The organism is Microbacterium sp. 1154, from assembly GCF_031455375.1.
Classification (GTDB): Bacteria; Actinomycetota; Actinomycetes; order Actinomycetales; family Microbacteriaceae; genus Microbacterium.
This window is the reverse complement of record NZ_JAVDSN010000001.1, coordinates 662649-689590: the sequence shown is the minus strand read 5'-3', so window position 1 is coordinate 689590 and position 26942 is coordinate 662649. Positions and strand designations below refer to the sequence as shown.

At 70.6% G+C, this 26942-nt stretch carries 24 protein-coding genes; 13 read left to right on the top strand and 11 right to left on the bottom strand.

Annotation, left to right across the window (positions count from 1 at the left end; all coding sequences use genetic code 11):
* Positions 1 to 3: 3 nt before the first annotated feature.
* Positions 4 to 1200: an MFS transporter gene (locus J2X55_RS03100; RefSeq protein ID WP_309821778.1), complete on the bottom strand. Its 1197-nt coding sequence runs from the start codon at positions 1198 to 1200 to the stop codon at positions 4 to 6.
* Between the two features lie 86 nt (positions 1201 to 1286).
* Positions 1287 to 2369 (bottom strand): citrate/2-methylcitrate synthase, encoded by a 1083-nt coding sequence (locus J2X55_RS03095; RefSeq protein ID WP_309821777.1) that lies wholly within the window; start codon positions 2367 to 2369, stop codon positions 1287 to 1289.
* 52 nt (positions 2370 to 2421) lie between these two features.
* On the opposite strand from J2X55_RS03095, the gene J2X55_RS03090 reads away from it, so the two are divergent.
* Both J2X55_RS03090 and J2X55_RS03085 read left to right on the top strand, forming a co-directional pair.
* Positions 2422 to 3603 (top strand): citrate synthase, encoded by a 1182-nt coding sequence (locus J2X55_RS03090; RefSeq protein WP_309821776.1) that lies wholly within the window; start codon positions 2422 to 2424, stop codon positions 3601 to 3603.
* Between the two features lie 139 nt (positions 3604 to 3742).
* Positions 3743 to 4132 (top strand): hypothetical protein, encoded by a 390-nt coding sequence (locus J2X55_RS03085; protein WP_309821775.1) that lies wholly within the window; start codon positions 3743 to 3745, stop codon positions 4130 to 4132.
* A gap of 47 nt (positions 4133 to 4179) precedes the next feature.
* Here J2X55_RS03085 and J2X55_RS03080 read toward each other — a convergent pair whose 3' ends face one another.
* The 5 genes from J2X55_RS03080 to J2X55_RS03060 all read right to left on the bottom strand — a co-directional run bounded on the left by J2X55_RS03080 (position 4180) and on the right by J2X55_RS03060 (position 11101).
* A complete protein-coding gene (locus J2X55_RS03080) occupies positions 4180 to 4449 on the bottom strand; it encodes a DUF6457 domain-containing protein (RefSeq protein WP_309821774.1) in 270 nt (89 codons plus the stop codon).
* A gap of 88 nt (positions 4450 to 4537) precedes the next feature.
* Positions 4538 to 5821, bottom strand: coding sequence for a nitrate/nitrite transporter (locus J2X55_RS03075; RefSeq protein ID WP_115916254.1), 1284 nt, complete (start codon positions 5819 to 5821; stop codon positions 4538 to 4540).
* On the bottom strand, positions 5818 to 8892 hold the full coding sequence (locus J2X55_RS03070) for a glycoside hydrolase family 38 C-terminal domain-containing protein (RefSeq protein ID WP_115916256.1): 3075 nt from the start codon (positions 8890 to 8892) through the stop codon (positions 5818 to 5820). The genes J2X55_RS03075 and J2X55_RS03070 overlap by 4 nt, the downstream gene beginning before the upstream one ends.
* A gap of 125 nt (positions 8893 to 9017) precedes the next feature.
* Positions 9018 to 10358 carry a 6-phospho-beta-glucosidase gene (locus tag J2X55_RS03065; protein WP_115916258.1) on the bottom strand — a complete coding sequence of 447 codons (1341 nt, stop codon included), beginning with the start codon at positions 10356 to 10358 and terminating at the stop codon, positions 9018 to 9020.
* Positions 10355 to 11101, bottom strand: coding sequence for a DeoR/GlpR family DNA-binding transcription regulator (locus tag J2X55_RS03060; protein WP_115916260.1), 747 nt, complete (start codon positions 11099 to 11101; stop codon positions 10355 to 10357). The genes J2X55_RS03065 and J2X55_RS03060 overlap by 4 nt, the downstream gene beginning before the upstream one ends.
* A 131-nt stretch (positions 11102 to 11232) precedes the next feature.
* Between J2X55_RS03060 and J2X55_RS03055 the strand changes: the two genes are divergently transcribed.
* Genes J2X55_RS03055 through J2X55_RS03030 form a run of 6 tightly spaced genes read left to right on the top strand, consistent with a single transcriptional unit; the run spans position 11233 to position 19104 of the window.
* Positions 11233 to 12270 (top strand): PfkB family carbohydrate kinase, encoded by a 1038-nt coding sequence (locus tag J2X55_RS03055; protein WP_115916262.1) that lies wholly within the window; start codon positions 11233 to 11235, stop codon positions 12268 to 12270.
* Positions 12271 to 12277: 7 nt separating this feature from the next.
* Positions 12278 to 13549 carry an extracellular solute-binding protein gene (locus J2X55_RS03050; protein ID WP_309821773.1) on the top strand — a complete coding sequence of 424 codons (1272 nt, stop codon included), beginning with the start codon at positions 12278 to 12280 and terminating at the stop codon, positions 13547 to 13549.
* A complete protein-coding gene (locus J2X55_RS03045) occupies positions 13546 to 14514 on the top strand; it encodes a sugar ABC transporter permease (protein WP_309821772.1) in 969 nt (322 codons plus the stop codon). Before J2X55_RS03050 ends, J2X55_RS03045 begins: the two co-directional genes overlap by 4 nt.
* Positions 14511 to 15407, top strand: coding sequence for a carbohydrate ABC transporter permease (locus tag J2X55_RS03040; protein ID WP_115916264.1), 897 nt, complete (start codon positions 14511 to 14513; stop codon positions 15405 to 15407). Before J2X55_RS03045 ends, J2X55_RS03040 begins: the two co-directional genes overlap by 4 nt.
* Positions 15408 to 15409: 2 nt before the next feature.
* Positions 15410 to 16156, top strand: a complete 747-nt coding sequence (locus tag J2X55_RS03035) for a glucosamine-6-phosphate deaminase (RefSeq protein WP_309821771.1) — start codon at positions 15410 to 15412, stop codon at positions 16154 to 16156.
* Positions 16153 to 19104: a glycoside hydrolase family 2 TIM barrel-domain containing protein gene (locus tag J2X55_RS03030; RefSeq protein WP_115916266.1), complete on the top strand. Its 2952-nt coding sequence runs from the start codon at positions 16153 to 16155 to the stop codon at positions 19102 to 19104. Before J2X55_RS03035 ends, J2X55_RS03030 begins: the two co-directional genes overlap by 4 nt.
* Positions 19105 to 19241: 137 nt before the next feature.
* On the opposite strand, the gene J2X55_RS03025 is transcribed toward J2X55_RS03030, so the two are convergent.
* Positions 19242 to 20204 carry an alpha/beta hydrolase gene (locus J2X55_RS03025; RefSeq protein WP_115916268.1) on the bottom strand — a complete coding sequence of 321 codons (963 nt, stop codon included), beginning with the start codon at positions 20202 to 20204 and terminating at the stop codon, positions 19242 to 19244.
* Between the two features lie 114 nt (positions 20205 to 20318).
* Here J2X55_RS03025 and J2X55_RS03020 point away from each other — a divergent pair, with 114 nt between their 5' ends.
* Entirely contained in the window at positions 20319 to 20882 is a 564-nt protein-coding gene (locus J2X55_RS03020) for a TetR/AcrR family transcriptional regulator (RefSeq protein WP_115916270.1), read from the top strand.
* 10 nt (positions 20883 to 20892) lie between these two features.
* Here J2X55_RS03020 and J2X55_RS03015 read toward each other — a convergent pair whose 3' ends face one another.
* The 3 genes from J2X55_RS03015 to J2X55_RS03005 are packed head-to-tail and all read right to left on the bottom strand — an operon-like array spanning position 20893 to position 23157.
* Entirely contained in the window at positions 20893 to 21468 is a 576-nt protein-coding gene (locus J2X55_RS03015; RefSeq protein ID WP_115916272.1) for an NTP transferase domain-containing protein, read from the bottom strand.
* Positions 21462 to 22649, bottom strand: coding sequence for a gephyrin-like molybdotransferase Glp (gene glp, locus J2X55_RS03010; protein ID WP_309821770.1), 1188 nt, complete (start codon positions 22647 to 22649; stop codon positions 21462 to 21464). Before glp ends, J2X55_RS03015 begins: the two co-directional genes overlap by 7 nt.
* Before the next feature lie 49 nt (positions 22650 to 22698).
* Positions 22699 to 23157, bottom strand: a complete 459-nt coding sequence (locus J2X55_RS03005; RefSeq protein ID WP_181906383.1) for a GNAT family N-acetyltransferase — start codon at positions 23155 to 23157, stop codon at positions 22699 to 22701.
* Between the two features lie 368 nt (positions 23158 to 23525).
* Between J2X55_RS03005 and J2X55_RS03000 the strand changes: the two genes are divergently transcribed.
* The 4 genes from J2X55_RS03000 (at position 23526) to J2X55_RS02985 (ending at position 26937) form a co-directional block, all read left to right on the top strand.
* Positions 23526 to 24020, top strand: a complete 495-nt coding sequence (locus J2X55_RS03000; protein ID WP_115916276.1) for a DUF1990 family protein — start codon at positions 23526 to 23528, stop codon at positions 24018 to 24020.
* An 89-nt stretch (positions 24021 to 24109) separates the two neighbouring features.
* Positions 24110 to 24766 carry a TMEM175 family protein gene (locus J2X55_RS02995; protein ID WP_115916278.1) on the top strand — a complete coding sequence of 219 codons (657 nt, stop codon included), beginning with the start codon at positions 24110 to 24112 and terminating at the stop codon, positions 24764 to 24766.
* Positions 24767 to 25105: 339 nt separating this feature from the next.
* Positions 25106 to 26002, top strand: a complete 897-nt coding sequence (locus J2X55_RS02990) for a sugar ABC transporter permease (RefSeq protein ID WP_309823003.1) — start codon at positions 25106 to 25108, stop codon at positions 26000 to 26002.
* Positions 26002 to 26937, top strand: a complete 936-nt coding sequence (locus J2X55_RS02985) for a carbohydrate ABC transporter permease (protein WP_115916280.1) — start codon at positions 26002 to 26004, stop codon at positions 26935 to 26937. The genes J2X55_RS02990 and J2X55_RS02985 overlap by 1 nt, the downstream gene beginning before the upstream one ends.
* Positions 26938 to 26942 lie beyond the last annotated feature (5 nt).

Sequence of the window (26942 nt, the reverse complement as noted above, 5' to 3'; positions counted from 1 at the left end):
TCGTCAGCCCGCGAGGGAACGCCGGCGCAGGGAGAGACCGAACAGCACGGCGCCGATCACGAGCAGCAGGATGCCGATGGCATCCACCGTCACGACTCCCGCGGCGTCCACGAGCAGGCCGCCGAGGCCGGCCGCGATGGTGATCGCGAGCTGGAAGCCGGTGACGATGAGGCTGCCGCCCGCCTCGAGACGGTCGGGCATGCGGTGCCCGACCCAGGTGTTCACGATGATGAGCCACGACGAGAAGAAGAAGCCCCAGACCAGGACGGCGGCCGCGACCGCGCCCACCGCCGAGGGGAGCAGGACGACGGTGGCCACGGCGAGGGCGATGACCAGCGGACCGACGACGGCCAGACGCGCGAAGGCGCGGTCGACGATGATCCCGACGAAGATGTTCCCCACGAACCCGCCGACTCCGAACAGGGCCAAGAGCAGCACGATGGTGCCCGCGTCGACGTCGGGGATGCGCTCGAGCGACAGGCGCACGTAGGTGTAGGCGAGGAAGTGGCCGAGGACGACGAGCACGTGCCCGACCATGCCGCCGGCCACTCCCCGGCGACGGAGGGTGTCGACCAGGATGCCGAGGCTCGACGCCGCGGCCGCCGGGACGGGCGGCAGCACGAGGCGCACCGCGATGCCGACCGCCGTGGTCGCCACGGCCACGAGCAGAAACGCGAGCCGCCAGTCGAGCGCCTCGCTCAGCGCGACGCCGAGGGGGACGCCCGCCACGGTGGCCAGCGACAGCCCCGCGGAGCCGAACATGACGGCGCGGCCGATGCGTTCGGGGCTCGACAGGCGTGCCGCCACGGTGATCGACATCGACCAGAACGAGCTGATCGCAGCCCCCAGCAGGAACCGCGCGACGAGGATGGCGACAAGGCTCGGCACGATCGCGACGACGAGGCTCGAGAGCGCGGCCGCGGCCGCCGCCAGCACGAGCAGGGTGCGACGGTCGAGTCGGGGCAGCAGCAGGCCCACCGTCGGGGCGACGAGCAGACCCGCCAGGGCCGTGACCGTGACGGTCTGACCGGCTTGTCCCGGGGTGATGCCGAGCGAGGCTGCCATCTCGGTGAGCACGCCATTGGGGAGGAACTCCGCCGTGACGAGCAGGAAGCTGAGCAGCATCACGACGATGAGGCCGCCGTACCGCAGCGAGGGCGGGGCGGGGAGTGAGGTCGGAACGGGAGCGGTCGTGGTCATGTTCCGATGCTCATCCGGTGTCGCCCTCCGCGCCCGACCGATCGTCCGCGGCATCCGACCATTCGTCCGGTCATCCCGGCGGGCCGTCAGCGCCCGTACGCGCGCCCCACGTACCGCGCCGCCGGCCGGATGATCTTCGGGTCCCGCGCTTGCTCGAGCACGTGCGCGGTCCATCCGATCGTGCGGGCGAGGGCGAAGGTGGGGGTGAACATCGCGCGCGGGATACCGCACTGCTCCATCACCACCGCGGCGTAGAACTCGACGTTGGCGTGCAGCGGGCGCTCGGGCCGGCGCTGTGCGAGCTGACGCTCGGCCTCTTCTTGGAAGGCCAGCGCCTGGGTCACGCGGTCGCCGCCGAGGCCGCGCGCGACCTCGCGCAGCAGCTCGGAGCGCGGATCGGCCGTGCGGTACACCGCGTGCCCGAAGCCCATCAGTCTGCGTCCCGCATCGAGCTCTCCCGCGATCCAGGCGGCGGGGTCGTCGTCCGCGCGGTCGAGACTGTCGAGGGCGCGGGCCGGGGCTCCGCCGTGCAGCGGCCCCGAGAGCGCGCCGAGCGCGCCGGAGAGGCAGGATGCCATGTCGGCCCCCGTCGACGCGATGACCCGGGCCGTGAAGGTCGAGGCGTTGAAGCCGTGGTCCATCGCCGCGACCAGGTAGGCCGACAGCGCCCGGACGTGGGCGTCGTCGGGAGCCGTCCCGGTCACGCGCTCGAGGTAGTCGGCCACCACGCCGCGACCGCCCGCCGCCCCGGGCGCGAGAGCGAGCGGGGCCAGGGCGGCGAAGGCGATCGCCTCGTCGAGCCGCGCATCGGAATCGAGGTCGTACAGCGCCGCGGACGAGCGGGCGGATGCCGCGAGCGTCCACACCGCGCGGAGCGCCGCGAGCGGCTGATCGGTGCGGGCCGTGACCGCGGCGATCAGCCCGGGCAGGGCGGGGTCGGCCTGGACATTCGCGACGCGCGCGGCGAAGGCGGCTCGGGTCGTAGCATCCGGGAGTTCCCCCACCACCAGTAGCTGCCAGACGTCCTCGAAGGAACGCGTGCGCGCCAGCTCCACCGCGGAGGAGCCCCGGTAGTGGTAGACGCCGGCGTCGCCGTCGACATCGCTGATGGTCGTCTCGGCCGCGACGACGCCGTTCAGTCCGCGGGGCACATCGATCAGGTCGCTCATGCGCTCAGTGTGCGAACATGACGATCTCAGCGTCAACGTTGATCGGATCAAGATGACCGCATCCCTCCCCCGTCTTTCCGCAGCCCAGGTCGCCGCGCGCCTCGGCGTGAAAGCCGAGACCGTGTACGCGTATGTCTCGCGCGGACTGCTCCACCGCGAGCGCGACGCCCGCGGCTCGACGTTCGACGCGCTCGAGGTGGAGGCCTTCGCCTCGGGCCGCCGTCGCACGGCGCCGCGAACGCCGACGCACCCCACGACCGGCATGCCCCTCGGCATCGTGCAGACCGACATCGCCGACATCGAAGACGATGAGCTGCTGTACCGCGGCCGCCGCGCCCGCGACCTGATGACCGAGCCCTTCGCCGAGATCGTCGCCTGGCTGTGGGATGCGCCCCGCGTCGACGCCCCCGACCCCGCGATCGGCAGCGCCCGCGCGATGGTCGAGGCCCTGCCCCTGCACGCGGGATCGATGGACCGCCTGCGCGCCGCGGTGACCGGCTTCGCCTCCGACGACCCGCTGCGCTACGACGCGTCGACCGCGTCGGCCCACCGCATCGGGTGGACGCTCCTCACGGGTCTTCCCGTCGCGCTCGGCGGCCACCCCGACGCCGACATCGCGCGGTCGTTGGTCAGCGTCTGGAACGCGCCGACCGGCCCGGCGACCATCGCCGCCGTCAACGCCGCGCTCGTGCTGCTGATCGACCACGACCTCGCGGTGTCGACCTTCGCCGCACGCGTTGCGGCCTCGGCACGCGCCGACGGATACGCCGCCGTCAGCGCCGCCCTCGGCGCGGCCGATTCGCCGCTGCACATCTCCGCGGCCACCCGGACCGCCCGCCTGCTCACGCGCGTGCGGCGGGGCCAGGAACCCGAGCGGGCGCTGACCGACACGCTGCACGAGGGCAACGGCATCCCGGGCTTCGGGCACCCCCTCTATTCCGGGGGCGACGACCGGGCCGAAGCCCTCTTCCCGCTCCTCGCCGAGCTGCCCGACGGGGAACGGACGATGGATGCCGTGCGGCGGCTGTCCGACGTCGTCGCCGACCGGGCGGGGTTGCGGCCCAACGTGGACCTGGCGCTCGCGGCCCTGGCATCCGGAGCCCGCCTCCCCGAGGACGCGGCGAGCACGATCTTCGTGCTCGGGCGGATAGCCGGATGGATCGCGCACATCGCCGCGGAGTACGCCGAGCCGGCGATGCGGCTGCGCCCCCGCGGGGAGTACGTGGGGCCGTGACCGGTCGCCTCCGCCCGTTTCGCCACCGAACGAAGGTCGATAGATGATGCGTCGATATCTGGCGATCGCTCTTCTCGCGGTCGCGATCGCGAGCACGACGGGCTGCGCGCCCACCTCACCACACCCCAGGGGGAACGACATGACGAGCGACCCGGCGGCGAAGCAGGGGGACGGCACCCTGCGCACCGACCTCGCGCCGATCGCGACGCGCTACCCGCAGCTCGCATCGGCGGAGTCGATCGAGTGGATGGGCGGCACGACCGGCACCTCCGACGTGGGGCCGACGACGTACTGGGTCGACGTCGTGGCGGTCGTCCCACAGTCCGAGGTCGACGCCCTGCAGGCGGCGGGAGACCTCGACTCCGTGCAGCCGCCCGAGCTCGTGTCGGGGATGCGCGCGAAACTGCCGGCCGGGCCCTTCGAGGGCAGCCCCGCGCTCGACGAGCTGTTCTCGGCGTCCGGTCACAGCGCGACCGTCGCCCTGGATCCTCGCGCGCGCACGATCGTGCTGTCGGGCCTCTTCGAGTGACACCGGCAGGCGACGCGCGCCGGGGTCACGCTGCTGGGTATCCGACCTCAGCGGTTCTCCCACTCGCGCGCCATCTGCACCACCGCCGCCACGGCGGCCTCGGTGTCGGCGGGTGAGCCGCCCGCCCGGCCGGCGACGAGACCGGCGACGAAGGCGCTGAGCGGGGCCGCGGGCCGGGCGACATCGTTCGCGACGTCGCGCGCGAGGTCGAGGATCAGAGAGATGGGGATGTCGCCCTCGGCGAGGCCGAAGCGCTCCGCCAGAGCGGCGCTCCAGTCGTTCAGCGCTTCGGGGGGCAGCGTGCGGGACTCGGTCATGGTTCCTCCTCGGGCCGTGGGGAGATCGTCCCACGAGGACGGCCGGAGAAGGTGGCATCCGGCCGCCGTCCATCCGATCGCTCCGTCGCTATCCGACGACGCCGACTCCCGCGCGGGACGCCACGATGCCGCGGCTCGTCACCTGGCGATGCGCGCGCATCACGAGGAGGAGCCCGATCGCCCAGAAGGGCACCTGCACGAGCTCCGCCAGACGGAACGCGGCGAGCGAGAACTCTCCCCCACCGGCCTGCAGGGTGAGCACGGCGCCGATCGCCAGGATCACGAGGATGCTCGAGAGGAAACCCGCGCCGTTCACCACCCCCGTCGCCGTGCTCAGCCGCTCGGGCGGGTTGTGGTCGCGCACGATGTCGAACGCGATCATCGACGCGGGCCCCCCAACGCACATAGCGATGGCGAGCACGACGAGAAGGGGCAGCGGCGCCCGGTCGGGAAACACCAGAACCGCCGCCCACGACGCCGCTTGCGCGGCGACGAGAGCCATCACGAGGGCGGTCCGAGCACGGGGGAACCTCCCGGAGACGGCACCCACGAGCGGCCCGAAGACGATACCGCCGACGACATAGACCGTGAACAGTCCGCCCGCGGTCGCGGCATCCAGGCCCTGTCCGGCCACGAGGAAGGGGAAGCCCCAGAGGATCGCGAAGGCGTTGCCCGATAACGAGGTGACGAAGTGCACCCAGAACGCCAGCCGGGTGCCCGCCGCACGCCAGGCCGCGCGCACGGACCGGCCGATCGGCTCCCGTGCGCCGGCGGCCGACCCGCGCTCGTGGACGACGACCACGACCAACACGCCCACCAAAGCCGTGACCGCGGCCACCGCGAGGAAGGCCGACGTCCACCCCGACAGACCGACGAGGGCCGCGAGCGGAACGACGCTGATGATCTGACCGAATTGCCCCAGGAGTCCGGTCACCTGCACGGCCGTCGGTGCGAGGCGTCGGGGGAAGCGCATCCCGATGACCCTCAGCAGGCCGGGGAAGATCGCGGCCTCGCCGGCACCCATGAGCAGACGCGCGGCGATCGCGAGGCCCACGCTCGGGGCGACCGCGAGAAGCACCTGCGCCGCCGCCATCACGAACATGCCGACCGTGAGCACGGTACGCGCCCCGAATCGGTCGAGGAGCAGCCCGACCGGCAGCTGCAGCGCGCCGTAGATGGCGAGCTGCACGACGGCCAGAAGCGACAGCGTCGCCGCGGTGATCGCGAACCGGTCCGCCGCCTCGAGCCCGAGGGCCGAGAGGGAGGTGCGGTTGACGATCGAGACCACGTACGCGACGACCCCGACGAGCCACACGGCGAGCACGCCGATGCGCTGTCGCCAGGGGGCCGTCGGGGTCGTGCTGAGGCTCATCCGCGGGTCAACCGCAGCGTCACGACCTGGAACGGCCGCAGCTCGAGCTGGAGCTCGTCGCCCTCGTGCGCGAGGTGGCGCGAACGCGCCATGTCGGCGCCGAGCGGGCGCTCGAGCAGGTCGACCTCGTCGACGGATGCCACGGCGAAGCCGGGCACGAGAGTCGTCGCCGCGCGGCGACCCAGCGCCTCGTACGCACGCACGATCACATCACCCGAGCGGTCGTCGGCGAGCTTCACGGCCTCGATCCGGACGCCCTCGTTGGTCGAGCGCAGCACGCTCCACGACTCGACGCCGCCCTCGGCGGCGGGCCGGCGCAGCGGCAGGTTCTGCTCGTAACCCGATGCCACGACCGCCGCGATGTCGGCTCCCGGGTGCACCGCGTACGCGAACGTGTGGTGGCCGGCATCCTGGATCGGGTCGGGAGAATTCGCGGCGCGCACGAGGCTCAGGCGCACCTCGGTCTCGACCTCGCCCGACGCACCGACGGTGCGGGTGATGTCGTGACCGTAGGTGGCCGCGTTGGTCACGCCGATGCCGTAACCGGGCTCCTCGACGTGTACCCAGCGGTGGGCCATGACCTCGAACTTCGCGTCTTCCCACGAGGTGTTCGTGTGGGTCGCGCGTCGAACGTGCCCGTACTGGATCTCGGCGCTGTGGTGGTGGGCGTGCACGACGAACGGCAGCGACGCCTTCAGCAGCTTCTCGCGCTCGTTCCAGTCGAGGTCGACGGCGAAGTGCACGCGCACGTCGTCGGCCTGCACCGCGATGGTCTGCGTCACCCGCGACGTGCCGAACGCGCGGGTCACGACCACCCGGGCTCGCAGATCGCCGTCGACGAGCAGCTCGACCGCGTCGGCGGCATCCAGATCGTCGAAGGTGTGGCGGTAGTGCGCGTCGATGTCCCACGCGTCCCACGCGTTCGGCAGGTCCTGGTGCAGCTGCAGCAGGTTGGCGACGCGGCCGGCGGGCACGAGCTCGCGCTGCTCGACGAGGTCAATGATCGAGGTGACGAGACCGCGGGCGTCCACCGTCACGCGGACGAGGCCGTTCTCGAGCACGATGGTCTCGCCGTCGCGCTGCGCGGAGACCGGGTGCGCGGGGACGACGGGAACGAGGGATGCCACGCCCAGCGCCGGCGCCTCCACCAGTGCGAGCGGCGTGCCCTCGGCATCCAGGGCCAGAGACCGGCGCGCGTGATCGGCCGAGTTCACGACCGCGGCCGAGAGACCCGCAGCCTCGAGAGCCTCCGCGATCAAGCGCTCCAGCTCGGCGAGCGCGATCGCGTAGTCCTCTTCGTTCTGCTCGTGCACCCACTGGATGGAGGAGCCGGGCAGGATGTCGTGGAACTGCTGCAGCAGCACGCCCTGCCACAGGCGGTCGAGCGCCCCGTAGGGGTACTCGGCGCCCTTGAGCGCGGCGGCGGTCCACCACAGCTCGGCCTCGCGCAGGCGGTTCTCGGCCTCGCGGTTGCCCCGCTTCTCGCGGGCGTGCGAGGTGAACGTGCCGCGGTGGAGCTCGAGGTACAGCTCGCCGACCCACACGGGAGCGTCGGGGTACTCGGCTCGGGCGGCGGCGAAGAAGTCGTCGGGGTGCTCGATCTCGACGCGGGGAGAGCCCTCGAGCGACTCGACGCGGCGCTGGCGCTCCATCATCTCGCGGATGGGTCCGCCGCCGCCGTCGCCGTAGCCGAAGGGCACGAGCGAGGTCGTCGCCTTGCCCTTGTCGCGGAACTGCCGCACGGCGTGGTGCAGCTCCTCGCCCTCGAGCGTGGAGTTGTAGGTATCGATCGGCGGGAAGTGCGTGAAGATGCGCGAACCGTCGATGCCCTCCCACCAGAAGGTGTGGTGCGGGAATTTGTTGGTCTGGCTCCACGAGATCTTCTGCGTGAGGAACCAGTCGAGCCCCGCGAGCTTCGCGATCTGCGGGAACGCGGCGGTGTAGCCGAACGAGTCGGGTAGCCAGATGCCGTGCGTCTCGACGCCGAGCTCGTCGCGGAAGAAGCGCATACCCTGCGTGATCTGGCGCACCATCGCCTCACCGCTGGGCAGGTTGCCGTCGGGCTCGACCCACTGCGAGCCCACGACGATCCACTGGCCTTTCGCGATCGCGGCCTTGATCCCCTCCCAGACGTGCGGGTAGCGCTCCTTGACCCACGCGTACTGCTGGGCCGACGACGCGGCGAAACGGAAGTCGGGGTACTGCTCGGCGAGGGCGAGGACGTTCGAGAACGTGCGGGCGGTCTTGCGCTTGGTCTCGCGGATGGGCCAGAGCCACGCGGTGTCGATGTGCGCGTGACCGATCCCCGAGAGGCGGTGAGCGGAGGCGGATGCCGGGCGCGAGAGCACGTCGACCAGCTCGGCGCGGGCGGCGGCTGCGGTGCCGACGATGTCGTCGAGGCGCAGCACGTTGAGCGCCCGCTCGAGCGCCCGCATGACCTCGTGGCGGCGGGGCTCGGTCTCGGGCAGCTCCTTCAGGAGCTGGTACAGCACCTCGACGTCGAACTGCAGCGCCCACACCTCGGGCTCGAACACCGCGAGCTCGGCGGTGCGGAAGGTGTAGATCGGCTTCTCGGGAGCGGTCTTCTTCGAGCCGAAGGCCGTGGGGACGAAATCGTTCACGAGGATGTCGGGGTTGGCCGCGGCCTCGACGAAGAAGTGCACCGGCTCGCCGCCCGCCGCTTCATCGGCGAGGCGCACGTAGTGGTTGCGGGGGTGGATGCCCTTCACCTGCACGCCGTCGGGGGTGTGCACGAGCGCCTCGGCCTGGTTGCCGGGCCAGTCGCCCTGAAAGCCGGGGTCGAGCAGCAGCTCGACCGTACGACCGGCCCAGTCGGTGGGGATCTCACCGGTGACCTCGAACCACCACGTCGACCATGCGCGACCCCAGCTGTCACCGACGGCGAAGGGCGTGTACTCGGCAGCCAGGGCCTCGGATGCCGGGACCGGCTCGTCGGGGACCATCCAGGCTTTGAGGGAGACGGGGACGCGGGCCGAGTAGACGGCGGGAACGATGCGCTCGGTGAGGACGCGGTGGATGCGCTCTTCGACGAGCGTGAGGTTCTGGTGCACGGTGGTCTCCGATTCGGGGCTGCGCGGGGTTCGGGGCCGCGCGGTTCGGGGTTCGCGGTTCTTCGGGTGGGAGCGAGGACGTGGTGCGGGGGTGCGGCGCCTCGGGTCGGCACCGCACCCCCGGGTCAGCGGAGGTACGACAGGTCGGCGAAGCTGGAGCCGGCGTCGTCGAGCAGCGCCCGGGCGACCCGCACCGAGTCGATGAGCGGGTGGTGCGCGAGCGCGCGCAGGGCGGCGGCGCGCGAGCCGTGGAGAGCTGCCTCGATGGTCTGGCGCTCGACGTACTTCACGGTCGTGACGAGCCCGAGACCGAAGTCGGGAACGGCCGCGCTCGCGATCGGGCGGGGGCCGTCGGCGCCGACGACGCACGGCACCTCGACCACGGCCTCATCGTCGAGGCCGGCGAGCACACCGCCACCGGGCACGTTGAGGATGAGGCGCGCCGACTGGTCGTAGGCGATCGCGCGCATGAGGGCGATCGCGACGTTCTCGTAACCGCCCGAGACCAGGTCTTCCTCATCGCGGTCGCCCATGCCGGCCGAGTCGCGGTTGGTCGCCATATAGGTGACTTCGCGCTCGTGTCGGCAGGCCTCCCACGCGGCGTGCGGGCGCGGAGCCGTCGCGGCTTCGTCCCAGAAGCCCGCTTGCTGGTCGAGCAGGTAACGCCCGCGGGTGGTCGCGGCGTACTGGTCGGCCTGCAGCACATCGCGACGGTACGAGTAGTAGTGCAGGTACTCGTTGGGCAGGGCGCCGAGGGTGCGGATCCAGTCGGCACCGAACAGGGCGCCCTCTTCGAACGACTCGATGCGCTCGGGCGAGGCGAGCAGTTCGGGCAGCAGGTCGACGCCGTCGCGGCGCAGGGCGGTGAGCCACCCCAGGTGGTTGAGGCCGGCGTACTCGATCTCGACATCGGCGGAATCGCGGATGCCGAGGGCCCCGAGCGCGCGGCGGGCCAGGCCGATCGGTGAGTCGCAGATGCCGATGACGCGCTTTCCGAGCACGCGCCCCATGGCCTCGGTGACGACACCCGCGGGGTTGGTGAAATTGATCACCCACGCGTCGGGAGCGACGCGTTGGATGAGCTCGGCGAGCTGCATCGCCACCGGCAGGGTGCGCAGCGCGTACGAGATGCCACCGAATCCCACGGTCTCCTGGCCGATGACCCCGTGCGACAGGCCGATGCGCTCATCGGCCGCCCGACCCGCCATACCACCGACGCGGATGGCCGAGAACACGAAGTCGGCGCCGCGCAGACCCTCTTCGGCATCCGTGTGCACGCTCACCCGAGGGGCGTCGGCGAATTCTCGCGCCTGGTCTTCGAGGATGCGGGCCATGGTCCGCAGGCGGGTGCCGTCGGTGTCGATGAGGGCGACCTCGTCGACACGGCCCGGATCACGGTCCAGGAGGAGGGCGCGGTAGACCAGAGGGGTGCGGAATCCTCCGCCACCGATCATGGCAAGCTTCATGCGGTCACAATCTCGACATTCCGTCGGCCCAGGGACTCGACGATCGGGCCCTCGAGCGGCGCATCGGTGATGAGCCGCCGCAGGGCGAGGGGCAGGGCGATACGTCCGGCGCCGCTGCCGGGGAACTTGCTGTGGTCGGCGAGCACCGTCGCTGCGTCGCACGCCGCGAGCATGGCCTGCTTGATCGGCACCTGCGCCAGCGTGGTGTCGCGGAGGTCGCCCTCGGGCGACATGCCACTGACCCCGAGGAAGGCGTGGTCGGCGCGGATCAGGCGCAACGACTCGGTCGTGAGGTGACCGGCGACGCTGCGATAGACCGGGTCGTAGTCGCCCGGGAGCAGCACGAGGTGCGTGTCGCGCTCGTCGCGCAGCACGTCGTAGATCGCGAGGTTGTTCGTGATGACGGTGACCGCGCGGCCGCGGAGCAGACGGGCGAGCTGCAGCGTCGTCGTGCCGACGTCGAGGATGACGGCCTGACCGTCGCGGATGGTCGCTGCCGCGGCCTGCGCGATGCGCTCCTTGCCTTCGCGGTTGACGGGCTCGACGGTCGCGAAGGGGGCGTCGCCCTCGCTCATCACCGCGCCGCCGTGGGTGCGCCGGAGGAGCCCGGCGTCGTCGAGGCGCTGCAGATCGCGGCGGATCGTGGCGATGCTCGAACCGGTGGCTTCGGCGAGCTCCGCGACCGTGGCCGCACGGGCGGAACGGAGGTGCTGGAGGATCTCGCGATCTCTGACGTCTTTCATGGTGCGATCACCATACCGCTCAAAATCGCTCAGTAACAAAATGTTTACACGCAAAAATTTGCGCGCTCCTGAGCGCTCGATGCTATAAACGGTGCAACGCCCCCGGTCGTCACCGAAGAGAGGAGGGGCCGATGACAGTCGCATCCGGTCCCACCCCTCGCCTCCTGACGGCGGGGCAGCTCTTCCTCGATCTCGTCTTCGCCGACCTCGCTTCGGCGCCCCGTCTCGGCGAGGAGCACTGGACCCCCGCATTCGGCTGGGGGCCCGGCGGCATCGCCAACTATGCGATCGCGGCTGCGCGCCTCGGCGTCACCACGGTGCTGAGCGCCGATGCGGGCGCCGACCCGCTCTCGCGCCTCGTGCGCGACCGTCTCGCCGCCGAGGGCATCGTCGACGGCGTCCGCGAGGTGCCGGACTGGGCGCTGCCGGTCACGGCCGCCATGAACTACGACGGCGACCGCGCCCTCGTCACCGGCGGACGACCCGCCGCAGCCCTGGCATCCCTCCTCCGCGAGGCGCCCGTCACCCCCGTCGCCGCCCTGCACATCGACGAGTCGGTGTCCGCCTGGGTGCGTGAGCGTGCCGCGCGCGGCACGAAAGTGTTCGCCGACATCGGTTGGGATGCCGACGAGCAGTGGGATGCCACCGCCCTCGATGTGCTCGACGGATGCCACGCCTTCCTCCCCAACGAGGCCGAGGCCCGCGCCTACACCCGCACCAGCGACGCCCGCTCCGCCGCGCGGGCCCTCGCCGAGCGTGTGCCGCTCGCCGTCGTCACCCGCGGCGGCCGAGGCGCGATCGCCGTGGACTCCGCCGCGGGCGAAGAGGTGGAGGTCGACGCCGTCGCGATCGACTTCATCGATGCCACGGGCGCCGGCGACGTGTTCGGCGGCGCACTGGCCGCCGCAGAACTCACGGCCTGGTCGCTCCGCGAGCGTGTGGAATTCGCCACGCTCGTGGCCGCGATCACCGTGTCGCGCCCCGGCGGCGCTGCTGCCGCACCCCGTCTCGACGAGCTGCTCCCCTGGCTCGACGCCCACCCGGCGGCCGCCGACCCCGCGCGCTTCGCCTTCCTCCGCACCGCGCTGCACGACGGCGCGTCGCCCTTCGCCAGCTCCACGGCATCCCGCACCGCCTCTTCTTCGCACCCCACCCGATTCAAGGAGTGACCCGCCCATGATGACCCTCACCCCGCGCCACCGACGCGCGCTCGGCACCGTCGCCGTCGCCGCCATCGCCGCCGTGTCCCTGTCCGCCTGCTCCGGTGGTGCCGGATCGTCCGACGGCCCGATGACGCTCTGGACCTGGCCCGGCGGGCTCGGCGAGAGCGTGGTCGACTCGGCCAAGACCGAGTTCCCCGACGCCAAGCTCGAAGTCACCACGATCGGCGACGACGTGAAGCAGAAGCTCGTCACGGTCTTCACCGGTCGCAGCGGCATCCCCTCCATCACCGGGATCAAGGGCGAGGACATGCCCTACTTCTTGCAGCAGGCCGACCTGTTCACCGACTTCAAGACGCTCGGAATCGACGACAAACTCGCTGACTTCCCCGCCTGGAAGCTGGCCGAGGCGACCACCGCGGATGGCAAGCTCATCGGCCTGCCCACCGACATCGGCCCCACCGCGCTGTACTACCGCACCGACGTGCTCGCCGCGGCCGGCCTGCCGACCGACCCTGCTGCGGTTGCCGCCGCCACCTCGACGTGGGACGACTACTTCGCCTTCGGCGAGAAGCTCAAGGCCGCCACCGGCGCCTATCTCGAAGTCTCGATGGAAGACGTCTTCACCAAGGTCATGGGCCAGGGCGAGACCAAGATGGCTTCACAGGACGGACAATTCCTCGGCGACAGCGCCCAGGTCAAGAAGGCGTGGGACACCGCGATCGAAGCGAACCAGCGCGGTCTCGTCGCCGGCATCCAGGACGGCAGCCCCGACTGGGCCGCCGCGGTCAACAACGGCTCGCTTCCGACACTGCTCGGCGCCGCCTGGTATCAGGGCGACATGAAGAGCAACGCCCCCGACACCTCGGGCAAATGGAACGTCACGGCCATGCCGGGCGGCCCGGCCAACATCGGCGGATCGTTCCTGACCATCCCCGCCTCCACCGGCAACAAGGAGGAGGCCGTGAAGATCATCGATTACCTCCTGGATGCCGAGAACCAGGCCACGACCTACACCGAGGTCGGCAACTTCCCCTCCTCGACCGCGGCGCTGAGCCAGCCCGCTCTGCAGCAGCCCGACGCTTTCTTCGGCGGTCAGGTCACGACCGACGTCTTCAAGACCGCGTCCGAGAACATGCCCATCAGCTACACCAGCCCGATCGACAACGAGCTGCAGGCTCCCTTCATCACGGAGCTGACGAACGTGCAGTCGCAGGGCAAGGACCCGAAGCAGGCGTGGAACGACGCCCTGGCTGCCGCCCAGCAGGTGTGGGAGCGCTCTAAGTGACATCCGCCACGCGCGTCATGACGGCTTCGGGGGTGCGCCCCAGCGCGCGCCCCCGAGGCCGGGGCCTCATTCGGCACTGGCCGATGTACGTGGCCATCGCCCCGTTCTTCCTGCTCTTCCTGGGCTTCGGCCTCTTCCCCACGGCCTATTCCCTCGTGCTGTCGTTCCAGGACTGGAACGGCCTGGGAGCGGCGAAGTGGACGGGCATCGACAACTACACCCGCCTGTTCACCGACCCCACGTTCTGGCTCTCGGTGCGCAACACGTTCGTCATCTTCGTGCTGTCGACGTTCCCGATGCTCATCGTCGCCGTGGCCGTCGCCGCCATGCTGAACAACGCCGTGCGCTTCAGCACGGCCTTCCGCATCGCGTACTTCGTGCCGAACATCACCTCGGTCGTCGCGATGGCGGTGCTGTTCGGCTCGATCTTCGGCGAGAACTTCGGCCTCGCCAATTCCTTCCTGCACGCTCTGGGACTCCCCGGCGTGCAATGGCTGTCGACGCCCTTCGGCATCCAATTGACGGTCTCGATCCTCATCACGTACCAGTGGACCGGATACAACGCGATCATCTTCCTCGCCGGGATGCAGTCCATCGGCGGCGAGGTCTACGAGGCCGCCAAGCTCGACGGCGCCGGACCCATCCGCAGCTTCTTCTCGATCACGCTGCCGCTTCTGCGCCCGACGATCATCTTCGTGCTGGTCGTCTCGACCGTGACCGGCATGCAGAGCTTCACCGAGGCCCAGGTGCTGACGGCCAGCTCGAGCACCACCAACCCCAACAGCGGCGGTGCCGGCCAGGGCGGTCTGACGATGGTCCTGTACTTCTACCAGCAGGCCTTCAGCTACAACCGCTTCGGCTACGGCGCCGCGATCGCCTGGGGCGTGTTCCTCATCGTCGTGATCTTCACCATCATCAGCTGGCGCTTCACCGCCGGCAAGAAGGAAGACCAGGCCCGCGCATGACCGTCACCACCCCTCCGCCCGCGACGATCACCGAGCACATCACAACCGCGGGCGTGCCACTCCGCCGTCGTCGCAAAGTGACCCCGAGCCGCGTGCTCCTGTACGGCGTGCTCAGCGCCGGCGCGTTCATCTCGCTCTTCCCGCTGTACTGGCTGGTCGTCATGGCCAGCAACTCCACGAGCGACATCTACACGACGCCGCCCACCTTCGTCCCCGGACCCCGCCTCTTCGACAACATCGAGGCGGTGTTCACGCGGATCGACTTCGCGGGCTCGCTGCTGAACACGGTGATCGTGGCGTGCAGCGTGACGTTCCTCGTGCTGGTGTTCGACTCCCTCGCCGCCTTCGCGTTCGCCAAATTCGAGTTCCCGCTGCGGCGCACGCTGTTCACGATCACCCTCGTGACGTTCATGCTGCCGATGCAGCTCGCCGTCATCCCGCAGTTCATCACCATGACCAACCTCGGCTGGACCGGACAGCTGCAGGCGCTGGTCGTGCCCGCCGCCGCCAACGCGTTCGGCATCTTCTGGCTGCGCCAGTACATGGTGTCGTCCATCCCCGACGAGTTGATGGATGCCTCGGTGCTCGACGGAGCGGGCTTCTTCCGCCAGTGGTTCACGGTGTGCCTGCCGCTCATCCGCCCGGGCCTGGGCTTCCTCGGCATCTTCACGTTCATCGCTGCGTGGAACGACTACCTCTGGCCGCTGGTCGTGCTGACCAACCCCAACCAGGTGACGCTGCAGGTGGCCATGGCCCAACTGAACACCGCGTTCGGCCAGGACTACGGCATGGTCATGGCGGGAGCCCTGCTCGCGGTGCTGCCGCTGCTCGTCGTGTTCCTCATCGGTGCCCGGCAGTTCATCGGCGACATCGCCAAGGGCGCGATCAAGTGAGCGTGACCCTTCCGCCCACCCTGGTCCCCGTCTCCTCGACCACTCGCGTCATCGCCTGCGCGACCGACGAGATCGGCGAGGTCGCCGCCGACGTCGTCGCGAGCGTCGCCCCCGACGGCGTGCTGGGGGTCGCCACGGGCTCCTCGCCGCTCGCGCTCTACGCGGCATTGATCCGCCGCCGAGCCGAGGGCCTCCGCACCGAGGGGCTGCGCCTGTTCGCCCTCGACGAGTACGTGGGGCTGCGAACCGACGACCCCCGCTCGTACGCGGCGTACGTGCGTTCCGTGATCGCCGAGCCGCTCGGCATCCCGGTCGAGAACGTGCGCGTACCTCACGGCTCGACCGACACCGACGGCGCGGCCTACGAGCGCTTGATCGCCGACGCCGGCGGGGTCGACGTGCAGATCGTCGGTATCGGCCGCAACGGTCACATCGGCTTCAACGAGCCGGGTTCGGATGCCGAGACCCGCACGCGCGTCGTGGCGCTCGACGAGAGCACGCGCCGGGCCAACGCCGAGCACTTCGACGACGATCTGACCCAGGTGCCGACGCACGCTCTCACCCAGGGGGTCGCGACGATCCTCTCGGCCCGGCGGATCGTGCTCGTGGCCGCGGGCTCCGCGAAAGCCGCGGCCCTTCGCGCCGCCCTCACCTGCCCCGTCACCGCCGACAATCCCGCCTCCTTCCTGCAACGGCATCCCGACGTCACCGTCGTGGCCGATCACGACGCCCTCCGAGAGGACCGATGACCCACCTCGGCGATCCCACCCCCGGATCCGACACTCGCCTGCCCCCGCGCGCCTGGCTGCGATCCGATGCACCGGTCCAGAGCCTCGACGGCGACTGGGCCTTTCTTCTGCACGACGCGGACCCCGGCGACGACCTCGACGGACCGCCCCCGTTCGCGGCGGTCGACGCCGACGTCGCGGCGTGGGAACGCATCCCCGTGCCCTCGCACTGGGGGCTGCACGGCCACGGGCACCCGACGTACACGAACATCCGGTACCCGTTCCCCCTAGATCCTCCGCACGTGCCCGACGCGAACCCCACGGGCGATCACCGCCGCACTTTCGAGTGGCATCCGTCGTTCTGCCCCGGCGGCCGCACGCTGCTGCGCTTCGAGGGCGTCGAATCGCTCGCGACGGTGTGGCTGAACGGCACCGAGATCGGCTGGTTCACCGGAAGCCGTCTCATGACCGAGTTCGACGTGACCGACCACCTGGTCGAGGGCGAGAACGTCCTCGCCGTCCGCGTGCACCAGTGGTCGGCCGCCAGCTACCTCGAAGACCAGGACCAGTGGTGGCTCCCCGGTATCTTTCGCAGCGTCTCGCTCCAGGGCCGGCCCGCGAACGGCCTCGACGACGTCTTCGTGCGCGGTGACCGCGACCCCGCGACCGGCGCCGGCATCCTCGACGTGCGCCCCCGCGGCGGCTGGCCCGTGAGCGTGCGGGTGCCCGAGCTCGGCGTCGATGAGACGTGGGCCTCGGAGGGCGCGGTGGCCCCCCTCCCGATCCCCGCGGTCGACGCGTGGACGGCCGAGACTCCCCGCCTGTACGACGTCGAGGTGTCAACGGATGCCGAGACGGTGCGCCTGCGCGTCGGCTTCCGCCGCGTCGAGATCGTCGGCGACCGGCTGCTCGCCGACGGTCGCCCGCTGATCTTCCGCGGCGTGAACCGTCATGAGACCGACCCCGATCGCGGGCGCGTGTTCGACGAGGACTACGTGCGCGGTGAGCTCGCGCTCATGCGGCAGCACAACATCACCGCGATCCGCACCGCGCATCAGCCGCCGCACCCGCGGGTGCTGGAACTCGCGGACGAGCTGGGCTTCTGGGTCGTCCTGGAGTGCGACCTCGAGACGCACGGCTTCTGGGACGTCGAGTGGACGGGCAACCCCGCCGACGACCCCGCCTGGCGCGCGGCGTGCCTCGACCGCGTGCGCCGCACCGTCGAACGCGATAAGAACCACGCGAGCGTCGTGATGTGGTCGCTCGGCAACGAGTCGGGCACCGGGCGCAACCTCGCCGAGATGGCCGGGTGGATCCGCGAGCGCGACGACTCGCGCCCCATCCACTACGAGGGCGACTACGGCGGGGCCTACACCGACGTGTACTCGCGCATGTATCCGACTCTGGAGGAGATTGCCTCGGTCTGCGGAGAGCAGACCATGCCCGTGCATGAGATCGGCCCCGCCGAGGGCGCCCGCCAGCGGGCGAAGCCCTTCGTGCTGTGCGAGTTCGCGCACGCGATGGGCAACGGCCCCGGTTCGCTCGCCGACTACGAGTCGCTCGTGGAGCTGTACCCGCGGCTGCACGGCGGGTTCGTGTGGGAGTGGCGCGACCACGGCATCCGCACGCGCACCGCCGACGGCACGGAGTTCTTCGCCTACGGCGGCGACTTCGGCGAGCCCGTGCACGACGGCGTCTACCTGATGGACGGTCTCGTGCTCTCCGACGGCACGCCCTCTCCCGGCCTCGGCGAGCTGGCCGCGGTGTGGGCCCCCGTCACGCTCGAGCACCTCGGCGAGCGCTCCTGGCGCGTACGGAACCGGCAGCACACGCTCGGCACCGGCCACCTCGAGCTGCGGTGGCGCGTCGAGGACGACGGCATCCCGGTCGCCTCGGGCGCCCTCGACCTGCCGACGCTGGCCCCCGGCGCCGAGAGCATCATCGAAGCGCCCGAGATTCCGGATGCCACGACAGAGCGCTGGATGACCCTCGAGGTCGCGCTGCGCGAGGAACGCGCATGGGCCCCGGCGGGGCACAGCGTCTCGCGCGCGCAGGCGCGAATGCATGCCGCTCCCCTGCGCCTGGCACAGGCGTCGAACGGCGGCTGGCGCGGCGACGCGCTCGGCGACGCGGTCTTCGACCGCCGCGGCGGCCTCGTGCGCTGGCGCGACCTGGAGGTGTCGGGGCCGCTGCCCGAACTGTGGCGCGCCCCCACCGAGAACGACCAGCTCGACGGTCAGGGCTCGTACGAGACCGCCGACCCGGCGCTCACCGACGGTCGCGGCGATGAGAGCACCCCGGCGTCGTCGGTGCGGTGGCTCGAACGCGGCCTCGACCGTCTGCAGCATCGCGTGTTGTCGGTCGAGCGCACTGATCAGGGTCTCGTGCAGCGCGTGCGGTCGATGGCCGCGCACAGCGCGCAAGGCATCGAGACGACGTTCGCGTGGCGCCTCGACGGCGACGGGCTGCGGCTGCACACCGACATCCGCCCGTTCGGCCCGTGGGACTGCACCTGGCCGCGCGTCGGCGCACGCATCGGCCTGCCGGGCGCCCTTGCTGACGAGCGGGTGCGCTGGTTCGGCACGGGACCGGCGGAGTCGTACAGCGATAGCGCCGAGGCCGCGTACGTCGGCCGCTTCGAGGCCGCCGTCGACGAGCTCGGCGTCGCGTACGGCCGCCCGCAGGAGACCGGGCACCGCCCCGGCCTGCGCGCGCTCGATCTCGGTCCCCTGCGCCTGCGCGCGGTCGCGTCGGGCTCGACCAGCCTGCCCGGGTTCCAGCTCGACCGCCACACCGCCCAGGAGCGCACCGGCGTCGCGCACGCGCACGAACTGCCGCCGTCGAGGGGGCTCTGGTTGTACCTCGACGCCGCCCAGCACGGTCTCGGCTCGCGGGCGTGCGGTCCCGACGTGCTCCCGCGCCACGCCCTGTGGCCGCGCGCGGTGTCGTGGACGGTGGTACTCGAGTAGCCCGGCAGGGGCGCCGTGGTGCGCGTTTCTCGTCCCCGGCAGTGCACCAGCGGGTGGCCGACGGCCTGCTGCCGGGGGTGATGACGACCGGTCGGGGCCCGGGCCACGCTCCACAGCACAGCCCGGGCCGGCCGGCGTTACGCCGCGAGCACCTTCGAGAGGAAGGCGACGGCCTGAGCGACCGCCGCCTGCGCCGCATACGTGTCGTGGAGCGCGTTCACCATGACGAAGTCGTGCACGATGCCCTGGTAGCGGACGGCGGTGGTGGGCACGCCCGCCTGACGGAGCTTCGCGGCGTAAGCCTCGCCCTCGTCGCGCAGAACGTCGGCCTCAGCGGTGATGACGAGCGCCTGCGGGAGTCCCGCGAGCTGATCGAGCGTGGCGCGCAACGGCGAAGCGGTGATCTGGGCGCGGTCGTCTTCGCTGGTCGTGTACTGGTCCCAGAACCACTTCATGCCGTCGCGAGAGAGGAAGTAGCCCTCCGCGAAGCGGTGGTACGACTCGGTGTCGAAGGCCGCGTCGGTCACCGGGTAGAACAGCACCTGCGCGGCGAGGTCGACGCCGCCGCGCTCCTTGGCGAGCAGGGTCAGGGCGGCCGACATGTTGCCTCCCACCGAGTCGCCCGCGACGGCGATGCGCGCCGCGTCGAGGCCCTTCGACTCCCCTTCGGCGACGATCCACTGGGCGGTCGCCCACACCTGCTCGATCGCGTGCGGGTAGCGCACCTCGGGCGAACGGTCGTACTCGGGGAAGACGACCGCGGCCCGGGTGCCCACCGCGAGGTCGCGCACGAGACGGTCGTGCGTGTGCGCGTCGCCGAAGACCCATCCCGCGCCGTGGATGTAGACCACGACGGGCAGCACTCCGGTCGCGCCCTTCGGGCGGACGATGCGGACCTTCACCGAGCCGCTCGGACCACCCGGCACCTCGATCCACTCCTCGTCGATCTCGGGCTTGAAGATGGGGTCATCCTGGACGCCGTCGACCGCCGCACGCCCGTCGGCCGGGGGCAGCTGGTAGAGGAAGGGCGGTTCGCTGGTGGCATCCACGAACTGCTGCGCGGCGGGTTCGAGGGCGATTCCGTGCGGGTTTCCGGACATGATCGGGGCTCCTTCGTGACGATGGCCTGGAGGGCGAGTCGGCGAGAACGGTCGTTCTCGCTCGCTAGCTCGACCATAGAGAACGATCGTTCTCACGTCAAGTAGACTCGAGTCATGACCGAGACCCGCGACCGCATCGTCGACGCCGCCGACGCCCTGTTCTACAGCCGCGGCATCGGTCAGGTGGGGATGGATGCCGTGCGCGATGCCGCCGGTGTCTCACTCCGGGCGCTCTACAAAGAATTCCCCGCCAAAGACGACCTCATCGTCGCGGTGCTCGACAAGCGTCACGCCATGTGGACCGACGGGGTATCCGAAGCCGTCGAGCGCATCGACGACCCCCGCGGACGACTGCTGGCGGTCTACGACTACCTCGCGCACTGGTTCGACGAGGCGGACTTCCGAGGCTGCGGTTTCATCAATGCCTTCGGTGAACTGGGAGCCGCCAACCCCGGCGTCGCCCGCGCCGTGCGCGCGCACAAGGCCGATTTCCAGCGATATGTCGCGGAGCTGGTCGCGGCGGCGGGAGCCCCGGCCTTCCTCGCTCCCCAGCTCGCCATCCTCGCGGAGGGCGCCCAGACCACCGCCGCGATCGCCGGGACACCCGATGCCGCCGCGTCCGCGCGCGCCGCCGCGTCGACCCTCATCGACGTCGCCTTCGCACGCGAAATGCGCTGACGCTCCGTCGTCAGGTCCGCGGCGGACCTTCCGGCGCCGCTTCTCGCAGGTCTTCCCAGGTATCGATGTCGCGGGTCAGCGCGGGGTCGGCCGCCACCGGCTCGACCCTCAGCCCGCCCAGCAACGCCCGCACCGACGCGTCGCGGCCGCCCTCGGGGACACCGGATGCCGCAGCGCGAAGCGCCGCGGTCCGGTACCGGCCGATGAGCCACTGGCGTCGACCGTCGTCGAGGCACGCCCCGTCCGCGCCTTCGGGTACCGGGTCAGCGAGAAGCGCCATCGCCGGACCGGCCGTCGGAAGATCGCAGGCGAGGACGAAGACCTCGTCGGCATCCACGTGGACGAGGGCGGCGACGATCGCGGCGACCGGCCCGCCGAAGGGCGGATCTTCTCTCGCCCAGGTCACCTCGAGCGTCTCGTCGAGCACCGGCGCGACGACGACGACACGTCGGGCACCGACCGCTCGCACCGCGTCCACCCCCGTGCGCAGCAACGTGCGCCCTCTCACCCGCAGGAGCGGCTTCGTCGCCCCGCCCAGTCGGGAGGCCCTCCCCCCGGCCAGCAGGATCGCGTCGACGCTCACCATCGCGTGACCGAGACGAGCTCCCCGGCCGCGACGTCGCGCTCGCTCGGCGGGATGACGGCGAGACCGTCCGCCTCACCGAGTCCGCGGGTCCCGTGCGCGGTCGGTACCGCCGTCCAGCGGGCGGGGTCGGAGCGATCGAGGCGCACCGGGACGTACTGCACGCGGTCCGGCCGGGCCCGCCGTCCCTCGGCGAGCGCGACGCGCAGCGTTTCGCGACCCAGGTCGGCGTCCCCCTCGAGGGCCCGCAGCGCCGGGCGCACGAACAGCTCGAACGACACCGCGGCGCTCACCGGGTTTCCGGGCAGTCCGAACAGCAGCGTGCCCGCGGGAGTAATGCCGAAGCCCTGCGGCTTACCCGGCTGCATGCGCACGCGGTCGAAGCGCATGAGGTCACCCAGGGTGTTCTTGACGACCTCGTAGGCGCCCGCGCTCACCCCTCCCGAGAACACCACGATGTCGGCTTCCGCCGCTTCGGCATCCGTGATGGCCTGACGCGGCCCGTCGCCCTCGTCGCCGACGCTTGTGCGCAGGACGATCTCGGCGCCGGCCTCTTCGGCCAGACCGGCCAGCAGCACGCTGTTCGATTCGGGGATCTGACCGCGACGAAGCGGATGCCCCGCGGGCTGCAGTTCGGATCCCGTCGACACGACTGCGATCCGCGGCGGGCGCGACACCGATACCGTCCCCACCCCCGCCGCCGCGATCGCACCGAGCCGAGAGGCGGTCAGTCGGGCACCCTCCGGGACGACGAGCTCACCCTCACGGACATCCGAGCCCCGCCGGCGGATATGGGCTCCGGGCCCGCGCGGCGCGGCGAGCACCGTGACCGCCTCGAGCCCGCCGGCGAGTCCGCTCTCGGTGTCCTCGAACGGAACGATCGCCGTGGCGTCGGTCGGCACGGGCGCACCCGTCATGATGCGCGCGGCTTCGCCGGCATCCATCCGCGGATCGAGGTCTGTGCCCGCGGGCAGATCGGCGACCACGCGCAGGGTGGCGGGCGCGCTGAGGTCACGCACGGCGAACCCGTCCATCGCGGAGCTGTCGAAGCCCGGAACGTCGACGGCGGCGAAAACGGGACGCCGCAGCACTCGCCCACGGGCCGCGGCCACCGCCCGCGCTTCGGCGGCGAGCGGAACCACCTGCCCCAGGACCGCGGCGAGGTGCTCGGCGACGTCGATCACGCGGTCGATCCGCGGGGGATGAGGGGCATGACCTCAGCGTAAGCGCCGGTCAGAGGTCGAAGCGGTGCGGGATCGCGTCCTCGCCGTCGCGATAGGGCACGAAACCCATCGCGGCGTAATAGGCCAGTGCGGGAGCGCTGTCGGCACCGATGGTTGCGTCGATGTGGCGGAGACCCGCCGCTTCGGCGGCGGCGCGGGTCCTCGCGAAGAGGCTGCGGCCGATTCCGCTGCGTCCGACCTCGGGGTGGATGTGCGTGCCGATGATGCCCCAGCCCTCTTCGACGCCGTAGGGGTTGCCGAGCCACGCACGCTTCAGGGATTGGAAGCCGACCACCACCCCGTCACGGTCGGCAACGGTGCAGGCGATCGAGTGCGCGGCGTCGAAGTAGCGCTCCTCGACGAGAGCGGCGTCGGACGCCGACGCTCGCAGTCCTGCGCGATGGATCGCGTTCTGCACCTCCACCATCGCGTCGATGTCGGCCGGGCGCGCGTCGCGGAACTCGATCATGCCGCCATCCTCGCATCGCCGTCGAGACGTCCTCGGCCGCCCGCGCGGCGGGCGAAACGCATTCCATCCGAGGATCCTTCTGTGCATTCACGCGCATGGGTATCCTCGACGCCAGAGATTCGTGGTTTCCCTCGTCGGCCCGTGTGGAGGAGCACAGAAAACGTGGTGGAGGCGTACGTCGTGCGAGCAGTGCACAGAATTCTCCAAGAGCGACCCGAGGTCGATGTCCGCTTCACGACGGCCATTCATCCGTCGTGTCATTTCGAGGGGCGATCAGCTCTCTACCTCCATCCCGAACACAGGGACATGATCGTCGGGATCCGCCGCAAGCCGTCACCCCGCTGACCGCCGCCGGTTAGCATCGCCGTATGCACGAGCTGACCTACGAAGAGGTCGGCGCGACCGCCGGTCGGATGCCCCATGGATATCACCACGTGCGCGCCCGGCGGGTCATCGGGCGCGGCCCGGGGGTCTTCGCGACGGCGGCCGATGCGCTGCTGGCCGGCGAAGCGCAGAGGCGGGCGGGTGCCCGGGTCGAGGCGTCCGATACACCGATGCGGGAGGGCACACGCGTCACGATGCGGTTGGGCATCGGCATCCTGAGCTTTCGCATCCCCTGCCTCGTCGTCTGGGCCGACCGCACCGACACCGTCGCCGGTTTCGCCTACGGGACGCTGCCGGGGCATCCGGAGCGCGGCGAAGAACGCTTCACCGTGACGCTCACCCCGTCCGGGGATGTCGTCTTCGACATCGTCGCCTTCTCGGCACCCGGACGCTGGTTCACGCGCGTCGGCGCACCGCTGGGTCGCGCGGTCCAGGCATGGATGACGAAGCGTTACCTGCGCGCGCTCGACCCGCGCTGAACCGCTCGAGGGTCGCCGCGGAGTCCTCCGAGAGGCGCGTGCCCCGCAGGGGTCGTCAGGGAAACCGGCCGGGTCTACTGTGAGCTGTGATGAGCGAGTTGCATCAGGCGTCGGACCGGGCCGCTGACGCCGCCCAGCGGGGCGTCGACCGGCTCACGTTCTTCAGCGATGCGGTGTGCGCGATCGCCATCACCCTCGTCGTGCTGCCCCTGGTCGATGCGGCGAGAGATCTGCCCGGCAGGAGCGCGGTCGACTTCTTCACCGAGAACTCCACGGCGCTGTCGGCGGCGTGCATCAGCTTCATCACGATCTCCCTCTTCTGGCGCGACCATCACGAGCATTTCGCGCGAGCGAGATCGTGGTCGAGGGCTCTCGTGAACGTCAATATGTTCTGGCTCGCCGGCGTGTGCGTGATTCCGCTGACGACGGCGATCGAGGTGGCGACCGGCAGCGCTGATACGCTCGCCCGCCTCGTCTACGTCGGCTCGATTCTCGTGACGATGATCCTGGCGCGTCTGGAGGGACACCTCCTCGTCCGCTCCGGGGCGGTGGATCCTGCGGACGCGCCGGACGCCTTCACGTTGCATCTCCAGTGGATAGCGGTCGGCCTCATGGTCATCGCTCTGGCGCTCTCGGTTGCCGTGCCCGAGGTAGGTCTGTGGAGCCTGCTGATCGTCGTCCTCGCGCGACCGATCGCAGCGCTCGCCCGCCGCCTTCGGGCCCGGCGCCCCGGCCTCCCGGGCTGAACGAACCACGGTCGACCGTCCCGGCTGATCGGGCCCGATTCCCCGATCGAGGTCACGACGCGTCCGATCGAACGCGCGCGACAATGCGGCGAATCGCTCGACGGTGTCCGCTCATGGCACTTCGCAACGCGGTTGGCAATGCCCTGGACTTCTCCGGAGCACTTCTCGACTCTGGCGAAGCGCTTCTCGATGTCGAGGGCGCCCGCGAGAGGAGACCCCCATGAGCAGTGCGCACGCCATCCCCGTCCGGTCCTCCCGGTGACCTTCTCCCCCTCCTCTGACCTCGACGTCGAGACCCCCGCCGTTCCCCGGAAGCACGGTCGCCCGTCGCGCCAGAGGATCAAGTACAACCGTCGCGAGGCCATCGCGGGCTATCTGTTCATCTCGCCGTGGATCCTCGGGTTCGTGATCTTCACGGCCGGCGCGATGATCTACAGCCTCGTCATCTCGTTCTCGAGCTACAACCTCGCCACGGGCGCCGCGCGACCGGTCGGCACCGCCAACTACGCGCAGCTCTTCGAAGACCCCCGGGTCGCCGTCTCGCTCGGCAACACGCTCTTCTACGCCGTGATGGCCGTTCCGCTCGAGATCGCCTTCGCGCTCGTGCTCGCGCTGCTCCTGAGTCGCGTGGGCCGGGGCGCCGGGATCTTCCGCACGCTCTACTACCTCCCGAAGATGACACCCGCCGTGGCGACCGCGGCGGTGTTCTTCCTGCTGCTCAACGGCAACTCGGGGGCGATCAACCAGGCGCTCGGGGCCATCGGCATCCAGGGGCCGCAATGGCTCGTCGATCCCGCATGGGTGAAGCCGAGCATCGTCATCATGGCCCTCTGGACCGTCAGCGGCACGATGGTGATCTTCCTCGCGGCGATCAAGAACGTGCCGGTCGACCTCTACGAGGTCGCGCAGATCGACGGCGCGGGGCCCGTCCGCCGCTTCTTCTCGATCACGCTCCCGATGATCTCGGGCGCGATGTTCTTCAACGTCATCGTGCTGACGATCGCGGCCTTCCAGGTGTTCGATCAGGCCTACCTGCTGTTCTGGCGCGATCAGAGCAACGCCTCACCCGAGGCATCCCTCTTCTATGCGATCTACCTGTTCCAGCAGGCGTTCCGGCAGTTCAACTTCGGGTTCGCCGCGGCCATGGCGTGGCTGCTGTTCGTGATCATCCTGCTCATCACCCTCGTGCAGGTGCGGCTCGGCAACCGCTTCGTCTACTACGAGGGGGATCGCTGATGGCCGACACCCTGCAGACTCCCGGGGTCGCGCAGGCGCGTCCCGAACTGGTCGCCCCGCCGCGCAGAGGGTGGCGGCGCGCGCTGAAGCAGCCGAAGACCCTCGCCGGCCGCGTCATCCTCGCCGCCGTGCTGGTGCTCTTCGCGCTGCTGTTCCTCTATCCCTTCGCGTGGCTGCTCGCGGCGAGTCTCAAACCGCGCGGGGAGGTGTTCGACAACGCGCTCATCCCGAAGACCTTCCAACCCGGCAACTACGCCGACGTGTGGAACCAGCTCCCGCTGCTGAACTGGATGTTCAACAGCGTCGCGATCGCCCTGCTGGCGGCCACGACCGTCGCGGTGATGAGCTCGATCGTCGCCTTCGGCTTCGCGTATTTCCGCTTCCCCGGTCGCGGCTTGCTGTTCGGCCTCGTGCTCGCGACGATGATGCTGCCCGGCGCCGTGACGATGATCCCGATCTACCTGATCTGGAAGGAGACGGGGCTGCTCGGCACGTGGGTACCGCTCTGGGGCATGAACCTGTTCGGCAGCGCCTTCTACATCTTCTTGCAGCGGCAGTTCTTCCTCGGCGTTCCGCGGGAGCTGTTCGAGGCCGCGCGCCTCGACGGGTGCAGCGCCTGGGGCCTGTTCTGGCGGATCGCCATGCCCCTGTCGATCCCCTCGTTCATCATCGTCTTCCTCTTCGAATTCCAGGCGAGCTGGAACAACCTGCAGGCGGCGCTCATCTACCTCAACGCCGGCAGCGTCGACGAGTTCACCGCGCCCCTCGGCATCGCCTACGCAATGACGAAGTACAGCCCCAGCGCGGGCGGACAGGGCGACTACCAGTACGTGATGGTCGCCTCCCTGCTGGTCACCCTTCCGATGCTCCTCATCTTCGCGTTCGGCCAGCGCTACTTCGTCGAGGGCGTCGCCACCCAGGGCCGAAAAGGCTGACCATC